Source organism: Variovorax sp. GW822-FHT04E09, assembly GCF_058800845.1.
This window is the reverse complement of the sequence record NZ_JBXAMR010000001.1, coordinates 923,704-938,404: the sequence shown is the minus strand read 5'-3', so window position 1 is coordinate 938,404 and position 14,701 is coordinate 923,704. Positions and strand designations below refer to the sequence as shown.

The following is a 14,701-nucleotide window of genomic DNA, read 5'->3' as shown; positions in this document are numbered from 1 at the left end:
CTGAGCGAAGACAGGCCGGGCGGCGGCCGGATGGTCATGCCCGCCCCCGGCAATGCGTCGACGCGACGCCGAGGCAGCGGGCCTCACGGAGAGTTTCAACATGAATGCAAGAACAACGGCCGCCTTGGCCTGGGGCGGCGTGCTGCTGGCCGGCGTGCTCTGGGGCGGCGGCGCCCTGGTGGCGCAATTCCTGATCGACGGTGGCATCGCGCCGCACAGCCTGTCGCTGGCGCGCTTCGCGCTGGGCATGCCGCTGCTGTGGTGGCTGCACTGGCAGGCGACGCGGCGTTCACCGGTCGCCGATGCCGGGTGGCGCCATCTGACGCGCCGCGAGCAAGGCCACGTCGTCGGCACCGGCGCCGCGATGGCGCTGAACGTGAGCTGCTGGTTCGCCGGCATCGCGCACCTGGGTGCCGCGCTGCCGACGGTGATCTCGATCTGCTGCGCGCCGCTGATCGTGGCCTGCGTGTCGGTGCTGCGCGGCTACGAACCCTTCGGCGCGCGCCTGCTCGGTGGCCTCGTGCTGGCGCTGGCGGGCGTGCTGCTGCTGGTGATGCCGGCCGCCGGCTGGGGCGCCTTGCCAACGGGCTATGGCACAGGGCTGGCGTGGTCCTTCGGCTCGGCCGTCTGCTATGCGCTGGTGGTGCTGGGCAACGCGCGCATGCCGGCGCGGGTGCCGGCCGTCACCGCGTCCGCGTGGGGCATGAGCGCCGCGGCGCTGTGCATGCTCGGCGTCGCCGTTGCGAACGGCATCACCTGGCCCGAGGGCACGGCGCAATGGACCGGTGCCGCCTACACCGGCGTGGCGACCACGTCGGTGGCCTACCTGGCCTTTGCCTGGGGTGCGCGCCGGCTCTCGCCGACGGCGGCGGTGGTCGGCACGCTGATCGAGCCGCTGGTGGCGGCCTGGCTCGCGGCGCTGTGGCTGGCCCAGCCGATGGCGCCGCGCCAATGGCTGGGCGCGGCGCTGCTGGCGGGGGCGATGCTGCTGCTGGTGCGGCGGAACCGGGGTATCGTGTAGCCCCATGACGAGCAGTTCGCCCCCCGTGCCGGTTTCGTGGAAGCGCATCCTGGCGGTGGCCGCCTGCTGCGGCGTGTCGCTGCTGGCGCAGGCGGCGGCCCCCGAGGCCTCCGCGCCCGCGGGGGCTCAGGCCCTGCGCGCCGAGCACCAGAAGCTGAGCGACAAGCTCGACCAGAGCCGCTTCGGGCGCCCCGTGCAGCTCGACTCCACCGAGACGCCCGGCGGCCTCGAGGGCGACATCTACGCCGTGGTCGAGCACCCGCTGTCGAAGGTCAGCGCGGCGCTCAAGGGCTCGGACCACTGGTGCGAACTGCTCACGCTGCACATCAACAACCGGCGCTGCCGCATCAGCACCTCGCCGCAGGGCAAGGAGACGCTCACGCTGTTCGTGGTGCGCCGCTACGACAAGCCGGTCGACCAGGCCTTCGAGTTGCCTTTTGCCTACCGCGTGGCCAGCGCCACGCCCGAGCACCTGCAGGTCGAGATGTCTGCCGACACCGGCCCGTTCGGCACCAGCAACTACCGCGTGCGGCTGGAGGCGGTGGCGCTCGACGAGCGCAAGACCTTCCTGCACTTCAGCTACGGCTACAACCACAACACGATGGTGCGGCTGGCCACGCAGGCCTACCTCGCCACCTTCGGCAGTTCCAAGGTGGGCTTCACCGTGGTGGGCAAGGGCGCCGACGGCCAGCCCGAGTACATCCGCGGCCTGCGCGGGCTGGTGGAGCGCAATGCGATGCGCTACTTCCTCACGCTCGACGCCTACCTGGCCACCGGGGCCAACGACCCGGCCGAGCGCCGGCAGCGCTACTGGTTCGCGGCGGCCGAGCGCTACCCGCGCCAGCTGCACGAGGTCGACCTCGACACCTACCTCGCGGTGAAGCGCGAAGACCGCCAGCGCGACGGCAGCGGTCGCTGAGAAGGCGCTAAAAGCGCGCCGACCACCGCAACCTTTCGGTTGCAGTTTCACGGGCTTGTCATCTGCCTCGGCATTAATCGCCGGGGCTTGCGCCTTTGCGCGGGCGCATCACAAGGACAACAAGCAATGCGCAAGATAACAAGAGGATCGAGGATGGGATGGCTGGCGCTCGTGGGCGCTGGCGCGGTGCTGACCGCCTGTGGCGGCGGCAACGGCGGCGGGGGCGGCTGGTCGTTCCCAGTGGGCGGCGGCACCACCAATCCGCCCGCTGCACAGTCGAAAACCGGCACCTTCCTGGATGCCGCAGTCGAAGGCCTCGACTACGTGGCCGGCAGCGCCCCCAAGGCCGCCACCAACGCCAAGGGCGAGTTCATCTGCAAGGACGGCGAGACCGTCACCTTCAGCGCCGGCGCGCTGGCTTTGGGCAGCGCCGCGTGCGGCGAAGCGATCACGCCGCTCACCCTGGCCGGCGGCAGCGACGTGAAGGCCGATGCCGTGGTCAACCGCCTGCTCGCGCTGCAGAGCTTCGACGAGGACCGCGACCCCGCCAACGGCATCCGCCTGACGCCCGCGCTCAAGGCCGCCCTGACGGCCGGCGCGCTCGATTTCAACGCCTCGCCCGACGCCTTCCACACCGCGCTCAACGCGGTGCTGGCCGCGTTGCCCGCTCCCTACAATGCCCGCATGGTCGACTCGAACCGCCGCATGCTGGCCCGCGAACACTTCGAGGACACGCTGGCCTCGCGCCTGGGTGCACCGGTCACCGAGGCATCGACGCAGACGAACCAGCTCGGCGCCATCGGCATCGCCGTCACGCGCTACCAGCTGCAGGCCGACACCCGCTTCCACGTGCCCTACGAGGGCGACAACCCGGACATCAAGGCCGACTTTCCCCAGGGTTTCCTGCCGGCCTACGGCTCGGGCCTGGCGTTCAAGGGCAAGGCCGACGACGGCGCGCTCGAGTTCTACGCCATCACCGACCGTGGCCCCAACGGCGACGGCCCGACCGCGCCCGTGCCCGGCGGCGGCGACGGTGTCACCAGCATCAGCAAGGTGTTCCCGGCGCCATCGTTCGCGCCGAGCTTCGGCATCGTGCGCGTGGGCAAGACCGGCGCGGTGCTCAGCACCAGCGTGCCGCTCAAGCGCGACGCCAACACCAAGATCACCGGCCTGCCGCCGCGCTCGGGCGTGGGCTCGACCGGCGAGACCCCGCTGACCGACCAGTACAAGTTCGACGAAGCCAAGGCCGGCTACGACGCCAACGGCCTCGACCCCGAGACCCTGGTGCTCGACAAGGCGCGCAACGTGCTGTGGACCAGCGACGAGTACGGCCCCTTCATCGCGCGCCTGAACATCGCCAGCGGCGTGGTCGAGAAGAAGTACGCGCCCGGCCCCGGCGCCACCGACCTGCCGGCCGTGCTGGCCCAGCGCCGCCCCAACCGTGGCATGGAAGGCCTGACGCTCGATGTGGCCAGCGGCGTGCTGCACGGCTTCCTGCAAAGCCCGATCGATCCGCGCGACGCCAACGGCAAGTCGATCAAGGCCAAGCCGCCGGGCGGCAGCAACACCGATGTGCGCCACATCGCGAAGTTCACGCGCTGGCTCGCGTTCGATCCGGCCACCGAGACCTCGAAGCTCTACGCCTACCCGATCGACGGCAGCCAGTACGACAAGGACCGCACCGGCAACGCCAAGCTCGGCGACATGGTGAGCCTGGGCAACGGCCGCTTCATCGTCATCGAGCAGGGCGCGCGCAAGGGCGACGGCAAGGTGTTCAACAAGCTGATGCTGGTGGAGCTGCCGGCCAACGCGACCGACATCAAGGCCTTCGACCACAACCTGGAAATCAGCAGCATCACGCAGGCCACGTCGAACGGCGCCGACTACTCGACCGTGGTGACGATGCGCAAGACCGAGCTGCTCGACCTCAACGTGCTGGGCTGGCTGGCCGAGAAGGCCGAGGGCCTGACCATCGTCGACGACCAGACCCTGGCGCTGGTGAACGACAACGACTTCGGCCTGGGCACCGTGCTGCTCGCCGCCGATGGCACCCGCCTGGCCGGCAGCGTGGAAGAGTGCACGGCCGCCATCGACGGCCAGCTCAGCGGCTGCCCCGCGGGCGCAACCCGGGCGCGCATCACGCGCGGCTCCGACCTGGAGCGGCCGACGCGCATCTGGCTCATCAAGCTCGATCGCAAGCTGAGCGAACTGCGCCTGCCGGCGTCCTGAGCGCCGTCAGTCGGCCAGCGTGAGCAGCGGCACGTCGCGCTCGCGGCCCATGGCCTCCAGCTCGGCGCGCGTGCGCGTCGCGAGCCAGGTGGCCAGTGCCGTGTGCGTGGCCGGCGCCATCATGTCCGGCGGCGCCACGCCGGCGACCTCGCACAGGCGCGCCGCGAAGTGCGGCTCCAGCGCCGCCACCGCCACGCGGCCGTCGGCGCAGGGGTAGACGCGGTAGCCGGCGTGCGCGCCGCCCACCGCGCCGTCGGGCTTCGTCAGGCCCCAGGTGCGGGGCAGGGCGAGCCAGTCGGCCGAGGCGTTCAGCGCCACCTCGAGGTACACGCCGCCGCGCTGGCGCGTCTGTTGCAGCACGGCCTTCAGCACCGCCTCGCTCGCCAGCAGCGCGCCGCCCATGTCGGCGTACAGCGTGGGTGGCAGCGCGGTGCCGGTGACGAGGCCGCTCTCGGCGAGGTAGGTCAGGTCGTGGCCCGGCTCCTCGGCGCGTTCGCCCGGGGCGCCGACGATGGCGACCTGCGACAGCGCCGGATGCCGCGCCTGCAGCGAGGCCCAGTCGAGCTTCAGCTTCTGCAGCGCCGAGGGGCGGAACGAGGTCAGCAGCACGTCGGTGCGGGCCAACTCGGCGTGCAGCTGCGCCTGGCCGGCCTCGGTCTTCAGGTCGACCGTGCGGACCTCCACGCCCTCGTGCAGCGCCGTGTACGCGGGCCGGTTGTACAGCCCCATCGGATCGCCGCCGGGCGGCTCCAGCTTGAGGCAGGCCGCACCCATCGTGCGGCAGCGCAGCAGCGCGGCGGGGCCCGGCAGGTTGAGCGCCAGGCTCAGCACGCGCACGCCGTCGAGCGGCAGGAAGGAAGCATCGGAGGAACGGGGCATGGGTCGTGTGTCCGGAAGGTCCAGGGGTGAAAGGGAAGGGGGCGCGGCCATTTTCACCCGCCGGCAGAGCCAGATTCCGCAAGCCATGGCGCCCTGGCAGTCGTAGCATGCGGCCGATGGCAGCACGCGCTCCTGCCGCTGCCGCAACGCCAAGGAGACCCCTCATGTTCGAAGCATCCCTGATGCGCGGCCAGCGCATCCTCGTCACCGGCGGCGGCACCGGCCTCGGCCGTGCCATGGCCGAGCGATTTCTGAGCCTGGGCGCCGATGTCGCCATCTGCGGCCGGCGCCAGTCGGTCTGCGAAGAAACCGCTGCCGCCTGGCGCCAGCAGTTTCCCGATCGGCGCATCGATGCCTTCGGCGTCGACATCCGCATCGCACAGCAGGTCGACGACATGGTCGAGAGCCTGTTCCAGAGCGGCGGGCTCACCGGCCTCGTGAACAACGCGGCGGGCAACTTCGTCTCGCCGACCGAGAGCCTCTCGCCGCGCGCCTTCGACGCCGTGGCCAACATCGTGTTCCACGGCAGCTTCTACGTGACGCAGGCGGTGGGCAAGCGCTGGGTGGCGCAGGCCAAGTCGGGCGCGTGGAAGCCGGGCGATGCCTTTCGCAGCGTGATGAGCATCATCGTCACCTGGGTCGACAACGGCAGCCCGTACGTCGTGCCCTCGGCCATGAGCAAGGCGGGCATCGAGGTCATGACCAAGTCGCTCGCGGTGGAGTGGGCGCGCCACGGCATCCGCCTGAACGCCGTGGGCCCGGGCGAGATCCCGACCGAGGGCATGAGCAAGCGCCTGAACCCCGGCGAGGAACCCGGCGCGCGCAGCATCAAGACCAACCCGATGGCGCGCGTTGGCCGCATGAGCGAGCTGCAGAACCTTGCCTCCTTCCTGATGGCGCCGGGCCAGTGCGACTGGCTCACGGGCCAGAGCATCATGATGGACGGCGGCAATGCGCTGGCCACCGGCGGCAACTTCTACGAGCTGCGCGAGTGGAGCGACGCCGACTGGCTGGCCGCGCGCGAACGCATCGAGGCGCAGAACCAGAAGGACAAGGCGCAGCGCTGAAAGTTACTTGCGCGGCGGCTTCGCGGCGCCCACCGTGACCTGCTTGCGCACGGGGCTCGACAGCACGAGCGAGGTGGTCACCGAACCGTCGACCGCGAGTGCATCCACCACGCGCTCCAGGTCGGTCGGCTCGGCGATGGCGCAGCGCACGAAGAAGCAGTCGGCACCGGTCACGCGGTCCACCGCGAGCACCTCGGGCATGGCCTCGAAGAGCGCGAGGTAGCGCGCAATGGCCGCGTGCGTGGTGTCGATGCGGATGATGGCCTCCAGCCCCACGCCCAGCGCGCGCAGGTTCACGCGCGCGCCGTAGCCCTCGATCACGCCCGCATGCTCGAGCTTGCGCACGCGCTCGCTCATCGCCGGCTGCGACAGGCCGATGCGCTTGCCGATCGCGGCCAGGCTCTGGCGCGCGTCGGTCTGCAGGGCTTCGAGGATGAGGCGGTCTTTCTTGTCGATGGTCATGGCGTGCAGCGGGAGAAGAGGGGACCGATGATCGATCGGTAAGGTGCGCTGATTTTCGATGGGTTGCCCTTCTGCGCGTGCGGCGCAGCCGCTATGGTGGCGGTCATCTTTTTTCAGGAGACCCCATGCAACTCGTCGGCATGCTCGACTCGCCCTTCGTTCGCCGCGCCGCGATCTCGCTGCGCCTGCTCGGCCTCGGTTTCGAGCACCGCTCGATCTCGGTCTTCAGCACCTTCGAGCAGTTCGGCGCGATCAACCCGGTGGTCAAGGCCCCGACGCTGGTGTGCGACGACGGCACGGTGCTGATGGATTCGACGCTCATCATCGACCATGCGCAAGCGGTCGCCGGCCGCAGCTTGTTTCCTGCCGATCCTGCCGGTCGGTTGCGCGACCTGCGCCTCACGGGGCTCGCGCTCGCGGCCTGCGAGAAGACGGTGCAGATCGTCTACGAGCGCAACCTGCGGCCCAGCGAGAAGCAGCACCAGCCGTGGGTCGATCGCGTGCAGGGCCAGCTGAATACGGCCTATGCCGAGGTGGAGCGCGAACTGGCGGCTGCGCCGCTGGCGGCACCCGCAGAAAAAACGATCACGCAGGGCGGTATCTCGGCGGCGGTGGCCTGGACCTTCACGCAGTTCATCCTGCCCGACGCGGTGCGCCCGTCGGACTTTCCGCTGCTCGCCGCCTACACGGCGCAGGCCGAGCAGCTGCCCGTGTTCGTCGGCGCACCGCTGGCCTGAGCGACCGCGCTCAGGCCGCGATGTCCGCGCCGCGCTCGGCCAGCAGGCCGCGCAGCAGCGAGCGGTGGCAGTGCGACTCGTCCTCGCAGTAGCAGCCGACCGCGAGCGCGGCGGTGTGCGAGAGCGCCGCGAGCAGGTCGAGGCTGCGGCTCGCGTCGGCCTCGGCCATCTCGGCCTTGTACTTGCGCATGAAGGCATTCCATTGCGCTGGCGTCTCGGCTTCCTGCCCCAGCTTCATCGTCTCGGCCGACGGCGCGAGGTTGGGGTACCACACGTCGTACCAGTTCTGCGAGGCGAACTCGGTCTTCGGCACGCCGCGCGGCGGGCGGCGCACGGTGCCGATGCGCAGGCCCTCGCCGGGTGCGCGCGGGGTGCCGAGGCGGACGATGCGGATGCTCATGACGGGGATCTCCTGGGGCTGTTGTTGTGGTGTGTTCGACTGTCAGGTGCCGACGATACCGCCGTCGCGCCGGCGGACCGCCAGCGTGGCCGAGCGCGGGCGCGCGCTGCCGGGCTGCGAGCCGTCGGGCCAGGCGCTGTTGTGCTTCGCGTCGCCGTCGTCGCGCGACTCGCCCGGGTGCTGGATGTTGACGAACAGCGTGCGCCGGTCGGGCGTGACCACGCAGCCCGTGATCTCGCAGCCGTTGGGCCCCGTAAGGAAGCGCTGGATGCGGCCCGTGGCCGGGTCGGCGCACAGCATCTGGTTGTTGCCGAGCGCGGCGTAGGGCGGCTTGCCCATGGACTGCCCGCTCATGTCGGTCTGGATCCACAGCAGCCCGCCGCTGTCGAAGTGCAGGCCGTCTGGGCAGCCGAATGCGTCGGCGCTGTCGCTGGGGTAGCGCGTGCCGGCGCCGGGCTGCGTGGGGTCGCCTGCGAGCGCGTAGTGGTCCCAGGCGAAGGCGGTGCTGGCCGCGTCGCCGCCGTCCTCGCGCCAGCGCAGGATGCCGCCGAAGAAGTTGGGCGCGCGCGGGTTGGCGGCATCGGCGCCGGGCTTGCCGAGGTCGCCGCGCTGCGTGTTGTTGGTGAGCGTGACGTACACCTCGCCGCTGTGCGGATGCACGGCGATCCATTCGGGGCGGTCCATCTTCGTGCCGCCGACGATGTCGCCCGCCAGCCGCGCGTGGATCAGCACTTCGGCTTGGTTGGCGAAGCCGCTGGCCGCGTCGATGCCGTGGCGGCCGTGCACCAGCTCGAGCCAGCGCCCGCGGCCGTCGGCGTCGAAGCGCGCGACGTGCAGCGTGCCTTCGTCGAGCAGGTGCCGGTTGGCGGCGCGCGCGGCGGCATCGGTGCCGGGGCGCACGGGGTCGCGGCTCACGAACTTGTAGATGTATTCGAAGCGCGCATCGTCGCCCATGTAGACCACCACGCGGCCGTCCTTCGCCACGGTGCAGGTCGCGCTTTCCTGGCGCTTGCGGCCGAGCGCGGTGCGCTTGACGGGCACCGACTCGGGGTCGAAGGGATCGATCTCGACCACCCAGCCGAAGCGGTGCGGCTCGTTCGGATGGCGGCTCAGGTCGAAGCGTTCGTCGAAGCGCCAGTACTCGACCCATTGCGCGCCCGGCACCGTGCCATAGCGGCGCTGCGCGGGTGTCGCGTTCTTGGCTGCCTCCTTCGGGCCGCCGAAGTAGCCATGAAAGTTCTCCTCGCAGGTCAGGTAGGTGCCCCAGGGCGTGACACCCATCGCGCAGTTGGCGAAGGTTCCGAAGACGCCGGTGCCCGCCGGGTCGGCGGCGGTGCGCATCAGCGGCGTGCCCGCGGCGGGGCCGGCGATGCGCATCGGCGTGCGGCCGTGCACACGGCGCGCGTAGGGCGAGGGCAGCACCTGGCGCCAGCCTTCTTGTGTGCGGCGGACCTCGATCACCGACACGCCCATCGCATGCAGTGACTTGCGGACCTTGTCGGCGTTCCAGGCCTTCACGCCGTCGGTGTGCAGCAACTGCTCGTCGGTGTACTCGTGGTTCATCACGAGCAGGCCGCGTTCGCCGCGTGCATCGAGCGCAAAGAAGTGCATGCCGTCGTGGTGCATGCCCGCCTGCAGGGCCTGCTCGTCGGCGCTGTTGCCGGCGTCGGGCGCGAAGGCCGGCATGCGGCCCGCAACGCCCGTGGGCGCGCCCCAGGGGTAGAGCATCTGCCACTCGTACTCCGGCGGCACCACCACCGCGTCGCGTTGCGAAATGGGCACGCTGGTGAAGAAGCCCGACGGGGTCGTCGCGCCCGTGGGCGGCGGCAGCTGCGAGCGCGCGCAGCCCTGGCCGAACAGCGCGACGACGGCGGCGGTGGCGCCCGATTGCAGGAGAAAGTGACGGCGGTCCAGGGGCATGGCGAGGCGGCGGAGGTGTTGGGTCGGCGACAGTGCGCATCATCGCCCAGCGGCCCGGTCGCGCGATACTGAGCCGATACCCGGACACCGACAGGAGACATGCAATGAGCGACCGTATCGAATGGACCCGCCACGCCGACGGCGTGGTGGAACTGCAGCTGGCGCGCGCCGACAAGATGAACGCGCTCGACCCCGCGATGTTCGACGCGCTGGTCCAGGCGGGCGAAGCGCTGCGCGACGACAAGAGCGTGCGCGCCGTCGTCATTGCGGGCCGCGGCAAGGCCTTCTGCGCGGGGCTGGACATGGCGTCGTTCGAACGCATGGGGCAGGGCGCCGCCAGCGACGTACTGGGCGCCTCGGCCGGCGGCACTGATCTGGTCGCGCGCACGCACGGCCTCTCGAACGCCGCGCAGCAGGTGGCGATGGTGTGGCGCGAGGTGCCGGTGCCGGTCATCGCGGCCGTGCACGGCGTGGCCTTCGGCGGTGGGCTTCAGGTGGCGCTGGGCGCCGACATCCGGCTCGTGGCCGCCGACACCAGGCTGTCGGTGATGGAGATCAAGTGGGGCCTCGTGCCCGATATGGCCGGCATGGTGCTGATGCGCGAACTCGCGCGCACCGACGTCGTGCGCGAACTCACCTTCACCGGCCGCATCTTCTCGGGCGAGGAGGCCGTGCGCCTGGGCCTGGCCACGCGCGTGGCCGCCGACCCGTTGGCCGAGGCGCTGCAGATGGCGCACGAGATCGCAACCAAGAGCCCCGACGCGATCCGCGCCGGCAAGCGGCTGCTGAACGCGTCGCTCGCGCACAGCGCCGCCGAGCTGCTGATCGCCGAGTCGGTCGAGCAGCAGGCGCTGATCGGCAGCCCCAACCAGCTCGAGGCCGTGAAGGCCAACATCGAGCGGCGGGCGCCGCAGTTCAGCGCGCCGGCCTGAGTTTCTTCTTCTCGTTTTTCTTGCGTTCCTCGCGGTGCGGACACCGCGAGGCGCAGCTGTTTGCGCGCCCGTTTCTGCCGGTAGAAGCGGCGCTCGCAACATTTCGTATGCCAAAAATCGTACACAAAGCGCGCCACCCGTGTCTTTGTGTAAGAATTAAGTAGTTGTTTTCCCGAGTAATTCGGCGGAATTGACCGCACTTTGTGTGCAGAAGGTCACGTCTTGCCGTATGCCCTCGGTCGGGAAAATGACTATCGGAGTCACACTCGAAAACAATTAATCAACTTTTGCTTTGGCTAGCGACGGCGTTCCGCATGTCGACGAATACGTTTTCTTGCAATCTCAGCGTGCCCATCCTCGTGGGCGAGGACCGCTACAAGTACGTCCCGATCGTGGGGGTGTTTCGCAGCATCCCCATCGAGCAGGTCGACGAGTGGGTGATGCACCCCGACGGCCGTCCGCGCAGCGATCGCGAACTCGCCGCCGAAGTGCTGGTCGAAATCCGCAAGCCGCTCGGCACCAGCGGCCACACGGCGCCGAACGCCTTCGATGTCGCCGACATCCTGCAGCTCGATCGCGCGGCTGCCATCGTGGTGTCGACCTTTCTCGCGGCGCTGCCGCGGGTCTGAACACCGCCTCGCGGCGTCTTCCTTTTTCTTCCCGTCTCAGCTCGCGATGGCGCCGACCGCCCAGTAGAAGGTCGGCCGCGCACCGTTGAGCAGGTGGTCGCCCACCACGCGTCCCTTGTAGATCGTCGGGTTGTGCGACGCCAGCGTGCGCGCATTGCGCCAGTGCCGGTCGAGCCGCCGGTCTTCCTGCAGCGCCGAGGCGCCGCCGATGTCGAACAGCCGCGTGCCCGCCTGCAGCACCGCATCGACGATGCCGGCCTGCGCCTTGGCGGTGTTCAGCTCCACCTCGAACAGCAACTGCTCGGGCACGGCCTCGCCGCGCTGCAGGTGGCGATCGACCTCGCCCAGGCCGCGTGCTACCGCCTGCACCGTCGACGCCGCCACGAAGGCCGTGCTCGCGAGCTGGCCGATCACCTGCTGCACCAGCGGGTCTTCGCGCGGCGTGGCGCCGCTGCCGTGGCTGTAGACGCGCTTGCGCGGCTGCACGAAGGCCACGGCATCGCGCACGATGGCGCGTGCGATGCCCGCCAGCGTCGCCAGGTGCGTGAGCTGGAAATGCGCGGTGAGCGGCGTGGGCTGGTCGCGCACGTACAGCAGCACGTGCTCGGGCTTCACGCGCACCTGGCGAAAGCGCGTCGTGCCCGAGGCGCTCAGGCGCTGGCCGAAGCCGCGCCAGTCGTCGACACGCTCGACGCCCGCCGCTTCCGCCGGCACGAGCGCGATCACGCGGTCGCTGCTGCCGTCGTCGTTCAGGCGCTGGGCCGCGACCGAGATCCAGTCGGCGTAGAGCGTGCCGGTGCTGTAGAACTTGTCGCCGTCCAGGCGCCACGTGTCGGCGCTCTGCGCGTCGCGCGTGAGCGTGGTCTGCAGCGCGCCGAGCGCGCCTTCGCCGAGCTCGGTGGTGGCGTTGCCGAAGATCACGCCGTCGGCCGCCAGGCGCATCCAGGGGCCGTGCAGCGCAGGATCGATCTCGGCGAACAGGCGCTCGATGAAGCCGAAGTGCGCGCGAAGGATCTGCGGCAGGTTGGAGTCGGCTTCGCCGAGTTCGATCAGCAGGTCGTACAGCTGCTCGACCGATGCGCCCAGGCCGCCGTGTTCGAGCGGCACGCGCAGTGCGCCGAAGCGGGCGGCCTTGAGCCAGGCCACCGGCGCGTAGGCCAGTTCGCGGTCGTTCTCGCGCTGCGCCGCGTGCTCGGTGATGCGCGCGAAGACGGGGCGGAAGCGCTCGGCGAGTTGCTGAGACGAAGGTGCGAGGGTGGAAGGGCGGGCGGGAGCCGTGGGCGCGGCAGGGCGCGTCGGCGTGTCGTGGATGGATGCCATGGAGAGCCGGGCGGCCCCGAGGGCGCGCCGGAAAAAGAGCGATACAGGCGTGGGACTGTGCCCGCGCCATGCCGTCGCTGGGAAATACGCTTTTCGTGTTTTCTTATGCGCGGCGGGCGGGCTGCGCCGTCGCGTCAGAACTCGCCCTTCAGCCCCACGCGCACGCCCACCGATCCGCTCGCGCCGCTGACTCCGGCGGAGAGCGCCAGCGGCATGTCCGTCGCGAGGCGGTGCACGACGCTGGCACCCATCGCGGAGTGGCCCTTGTAGTTCGCCAGCTGCGCGGCCCAGCTGGTCTTGCCCGGTGCGGACGGCATCGGCGCATCGCCCATCGCCATCGCCGCGGCCACGCCCTTGGCCGCGAAGCTGCGCGCCTCCGACACCGCGGCCGCCGTCAGCTGCTGGGCCTGCTGCAGATTGACCGCGTCGGTGGGCAGCACGCCGGGCGCCACGTTGGCGATGCTGCGCGTCTGGCCGGTGGCGGCATTGCCCACCGACACCGAGTTGTCGCGCGTGGCCACCGAGCCCTGGCCGAGGGCGACCGAGTTCGATCCCGCGGCCAGCGTGTTGGCGCCCAGTGCCACCGCGTTGTTGCCGGTGGCGACGGCGTCGTTGCCGACGGCGGTCGTCGGATCGGCCAGCGCCTTCGCGCCCGCACCGATCGCCACCGAGCCCGCGTAGCGCGCCTGCGCCCCGTTGCCCATCGCCGTGGTGTTGTCGCCCTGGGCCGTGGCGTTGGTGCCCAGCGCCGTGGCGCCCGTGCCCGTGGCCTGCGTGCCGGTGCCGCAGGTCACGTTGCCGCCGCTGAAGCTGCACAGGCCGTTGGACAGCGCCTGGTTCATGACGCCCTGCAAGGCGGCGATCTGCTGCATCGTGAAGGTGTTGGCGGTGGTCAGCGCGCCTTGCTGCACCTGCTGCAACTGGCCGACGTTGGCGGCATCGGTGGCGGCGACGCCCGCGCGCACGTTGCTCAGCGTGGTGCCGGCGCCGCCGTTGGCGTTCAGCGCGACCTGGGCACCGCCCGCGCCGTACTGCACGGAGTTGTTCGCCACGCCCAGTGCGGTGTTGGCCGTGCCTTGCGCGGCGACGGCGGTGGCCTTGGCATCCGTGGCGCTGGCTTGCGCGCCTTGCGCCGCGCCGAGGGCCGTGTTGGCGGTGCCCTGGGCCGTGGCTGCGGCCGTGGTTGCGGTGTTGGCCGTGCTCTGGGCGGTCGCCGCTGCGGCCTGCGCGGTGGCGACGCCCGCCTGCGCGGTTTGCGCGGCGCCCAAGGCGGTGTTGGCTGTGCCTTGCGCCGCGCCCGCGGCGTCCCTGGCGAGGACGGCCGTGCCATTGGCCGCGGAGGCCGCGGCCTGTGCGGTGTCCGCGGCCTGCCGCACGGTGTACAGCTGGCCGCCGTTGACGGCATCGGTGCTGGTGGCGTTCACCGCGCCGGCGCTCACGTTGACCAGGCCGCGCGTCTGTCCCGCGCTGCCGAAAGACACGGTGTTGGCCGATGTGGCGACCGAGTTCGCGCCGATGGCCACGCCGCCGTTCGCACCGTTCACGACCCGGCTGCCGGAGCCGATCGCCACGCTGCCCGTGGCCTGCGCCGCCGCACCCGAGGCGGTGTCGCTCGCGCCGCCGATGGCGGTGCTGCCGTTGCCGGAGGCCTGGGCGCCCTGTTGGGTGCCCAAAGCGCTGCCGATGGCGACCGCGGCGTTGCCCGATGCCTGTGCGCCGCTGCCGCCCGATGGGCCGTTGTTGCCGCAACAACCGTTGCTGCCTGTGGCTCCCGCGCCGAGTGCGATGGCCCCGCCCGCCGATGCCACGGCACCACGTCCTCCAGCGCCGCCTATGCCGCCTGCTTCGCTCGATCCGCCGGTCCCTCCGCCGCCGACGGCCGTTGCGCCGCCGGCGGTGGCGCTGGCACCGGTGCCACCCGAGCCACCGGTTCCGCCAGAGGTCGCGGCCCCGCCATTGCCCCCCGCACCCAGTGCTGTCGCGCCGTCGAAGGCGGCCGAGGCTGCGGCGCCGCCGAGGCCGCCTGTTCCTGCCGAACTGCTCGTGCCTGCGCTGCCCGCATCGCCGTGCGTCAAGCCGGCCGCATGGACGCTGCCTGCGGCTAGCAAGGCCACGGCAGCCAAGTGCCGAAGGGCGCGGACGCGCGACGGTTGCCCATGGACACCATGGATGTGGACGTGGATCGG

General features: G+C 71.0%; 13 protein-coding genes. 7 read left to right on the top strand and 6 right to left on the bottom strand.

What is annotated here, in order from left to right; translation table 11 throughout:
- The first annotated feature begins 100 nt into the window (after positions 1–100).
- The 3 genes from AC1RL8_RS04470 to AC1RL8_RS04460 all read left to right on the top strand — a co-directional run bounded on the left by AC1RL8_RS04470 (position 101) and on the right by AC1RL8_RS04460 (position 4,169).
- Positions 101–1,021: a DMT family transporter gene (locus AC1RL8_RS04470; protein ID WP_492684016.1), complete on the top strand. Its 921-nt coding sequence runs from the start codon at positions 101–103 to the stop codon at positions 1,019–1,021.
- 4 nt (positions 1,022–1,025) lie between these two features.
- A complete protein-coding gene (locus AC1RL8_RS04465; protein ID WP_307586849.1) occupies positions 1,026–1,940 on the top strand; it encodes a hypothetical protein in 915 nt (304 codons plus the stop codon).
- Positions 1,941–2,093: 153 nt separating this feature from the next.
- Complete coding sequence (locus AC1RL8_RS04460) at positions 2,094–4,169, top strand: esterase-like activity of phytase family protein (protein ID WP_492684015.1); 2,076 nt, start codon at positions 2,094–2,096, stop codon at positions 4,167–4,169.
- A 6-nt stretch (positions 4,170–4,175) separates the two neighbouring features.
- Here AC1RL8_RS04460 and AC1RL8_RS04455 read toward each other — a convergent pair whose 3' ends face one another.
- A complete protein-coding gene (locus AC1RL8_RS04455) occupies positions 4,176–5,048 on the bottom strand; it encodes a CoA transferase (RefSeq protein WP_492684014.1) in 873 nt (290 codons plus the stop codon).
- A 164-nt stretch (positions 5,049–5,212) separates the two neighbouring features.
- Between AC1RL8_RS04455 and AC1RL8_RS04450 the strand changes: the two genes are divergently transcribed.
- Positions 5,213–6,115 (top strand): SDR family oxidoreductase, encoded by a 903-nt coding sequence (locus AC1RL8_RS04450; RefSeq protein ID WP_492684013.1) that lies wholly within the window; start codon positions 5,213–5,215, stop codon positions 6,113–6,115.
- A gap of 3 nt (positions 6,116–6,118) precedes the next feature.
- Here AC1RL8_RS04450 and AC1RL8_RS04445 read toward each other — a convergent pair whose 3' ends face one another.
- Entirely contained in the window at positions 6,119–6,577 is a 459-nt protein-coding gene (locus AC1RL8_RS04445) for an Lrp/AsnC family transcriptional regulator (protein WP_369629107.1), read from the bottom strand.
- Between the two features lie 125 nt (positions 6,578–6,702).
- Between AC1RL8_RS04445 and AC1RL8_RS04440 the strand changes: the two genes are divergently transcribed.
- Positions 6,703–7,314 carry a glutathione S-transferase gene (locus AC1RL8_RS04440; RefSeq protein WP_492684012.1) on the top strand — a complete coding sequence of 204 codons (612 nt, stop codon included), beginning with the start codon at positions 6,703–6,705 and terminating at the stop codon, positions 7,312–7,314.
- A gap of 10 nt (positions 7,315–7,324) precedes the next feature.
- On the opposite strand, the gene AC1RL8_RS04435 is transcribed toward AC1RL8_RS04440, so the two are convergent.
- Together AC1RL8_RS04435 and AC1RL8_RS04430 are read right to left on the bottom strand one after the other, a co-directional pair.
- The gene (locus AC1RL8_RS04435; RefSeq protein ID WP_062481598.1) at positions 7,325–7,714 is read right to left on the bottom strand and encodes a DUF488 domain-containing protein; all 390 of its coding nucleotides are present in this window, start codon (positions 7,712–7,714) and stop codon (positions 7,325–7,327) included.
- Between the two features lie 42 nt (positions 7,715–7,756).
- On the bottom strand, positions 7,757–9,634 hold the full coding sequence (locus AC1RL8_RS04430) for a PhoX family protein (RefSeq protein ID WP_492684011.1): 1,878 nt from the start codon (positions 9,632–9,634) through the stop codon (positions 7,757–7,759).
- Positions 9,635–9,738: 104 nt separating this feature from the next.
- Between AC1RL8_RS04430 and AC1RL8_RS04425 the strand changes: the two genes are divergently transcribed.
- Together AC1RL8_RS04425 and AC1RL8_RS04420 are read left to right on the top strand one after the other, a co-directional pair.
- Entirely contained in the window at positions 9,739–10,566 is an 828-nt protein-coding gene (locus AC1RL8_RS04425; protein WP_492684010.1) for a crotonase/enoyl-CoA hydratase family protein, read from the top strand.
- Positions 10,567–10,880: 314 nt separating this feature from the next.
- On the top strand, positions 10,881–11,195 hold the full coding sequence (locus AC1RL8_RS04420; RefSeq protein ID WP_056580133.1) for a hypothetical protein: 315 nt from the start codon (positions 10,881–10,883) through the stop codon (positions 11,193–11,195).
- Positions 11,196–11,231: 36 nt separating this feature from the next.
- Here the strand turns inward: AC1RL8_RS04420 and AC1RL8_RS04415 are convergent, their stop codons facing one another.
- Positions 11,232–12,515 (bottom strand): acyl-CoA dehydrogenase family protein, encoded by a 1,284-nt coding sequence (locus AC1RL8_RS04415; protein ID WP_492684008.1) that lies wholly within the window; start codon positions 12,513–12,515, stop codon positions 11,232–11,234.
- Positions 12,516–12,649: 134 nt separating this feature from the next.
- Positions 12,650–14,629, bottom strand: a complete 1,980-nt coding sequence (locus AC1RL8_RS04410; protein ID WP_492684007.1) for a YadA family autotransporter adhesin — start codon at positions 14,627–14,629, stop codon at positions 12,650–12,652.
- Positions 14,630–14,701: the final 72 nt, after the last annotated feature.

Excerpts from the sequence above, each read along its gene's own strand:
- AC1RL8_RS04420 (WP_056580133.1), top strand. The coding sequence starts at position 10,881 with ATGTCGACGAATACGTTTTCTTGCAATCTCAGCGTGCCCATCCTCGTG.
- AC1RL8_RS04450 (WP_492684013.1), top strand. The coding sequence starts at position 5,213 with ATGTTCGAAGCATCCCTGATGCGCGGCCAGCGCATCCTCGTCACCGGC.
- AC1RL8_RS04460 (WP_492684015.1), top strand. The coding sequence starts at position 2,094 with ATGGGATGGCTGGCGCTCGTGGGCGCTGGCGCGGTGCTGACCGCCTGT.
- AC1RL8_RS04415 (WP_492684008.1), bottom strand. The coding sequence starts at position 12,515 with ATGGCATCCATCCACGACACGCCGACGCGCCCTGCCGCGCCCACGGCT.
- AC1RL8_RS04465 (WP_307586849.1), top strand. The coding sequence starts at position 1,026 with ATGACGAGCAGTTCGCCCCCCGTGCCGGTTTCGTGGAAGCGCATCCTG.
- AC1RL8_RS04425 (WP_492684010.1), top strand. The coding sequence starts at position 9,739 with ATGAGCGACCGTATCGAATGGACCCGCCACGCCGACGGCGTGGTGGAA.
- AC1RL8_RS04435 (WP_062481598.1), bottom strand. The coding sequence starts at position 7,714 with ATGAGCATCCGCATCGTCCGCCTCGGCACCCCGCGCGCACCCGGCGAG.
- AC1RL8_RS04455 (WP_492684014.1), bottom strand. The coding sequence starts at position 5,048 with ATGCCCCGTTCCTCCGATGCTTCCTTCCTGCCGCTCGACGGCGTGCGC.
- AC1RL8_RS04445 (WP_369629107.1), bottom strand. The coding sequence starts at position 6,577 with ATGACCATCGACAAGAAAGACCGCCTCATCCTCGAAGCCCTGCAGACC.
- AC1RL8_RS04470 (WP_492684016.1), top strand. The coding sequence starts at position 101 with ATGAATGCAAGAACAACGGCCGCCTTGGCCTGGGGCGGCGTGCTGCTG.
- AC1RL8_RS04430 (WP_492684011.1), bottom strand. The coding sequence starts at position 9,634 with ATGCCCCTGGACCGCCGTCACTTTCTCCTGCAATCGGGCGCCACCGCC.
- AC1RL8_RS04440 (WP_492684012.1), top strand. The coding sequence starts at position 6,703 with ATGCAACTCGTCGGCATGCTCGACTCGCCCTTCGTTCGCCGCGCCGCG.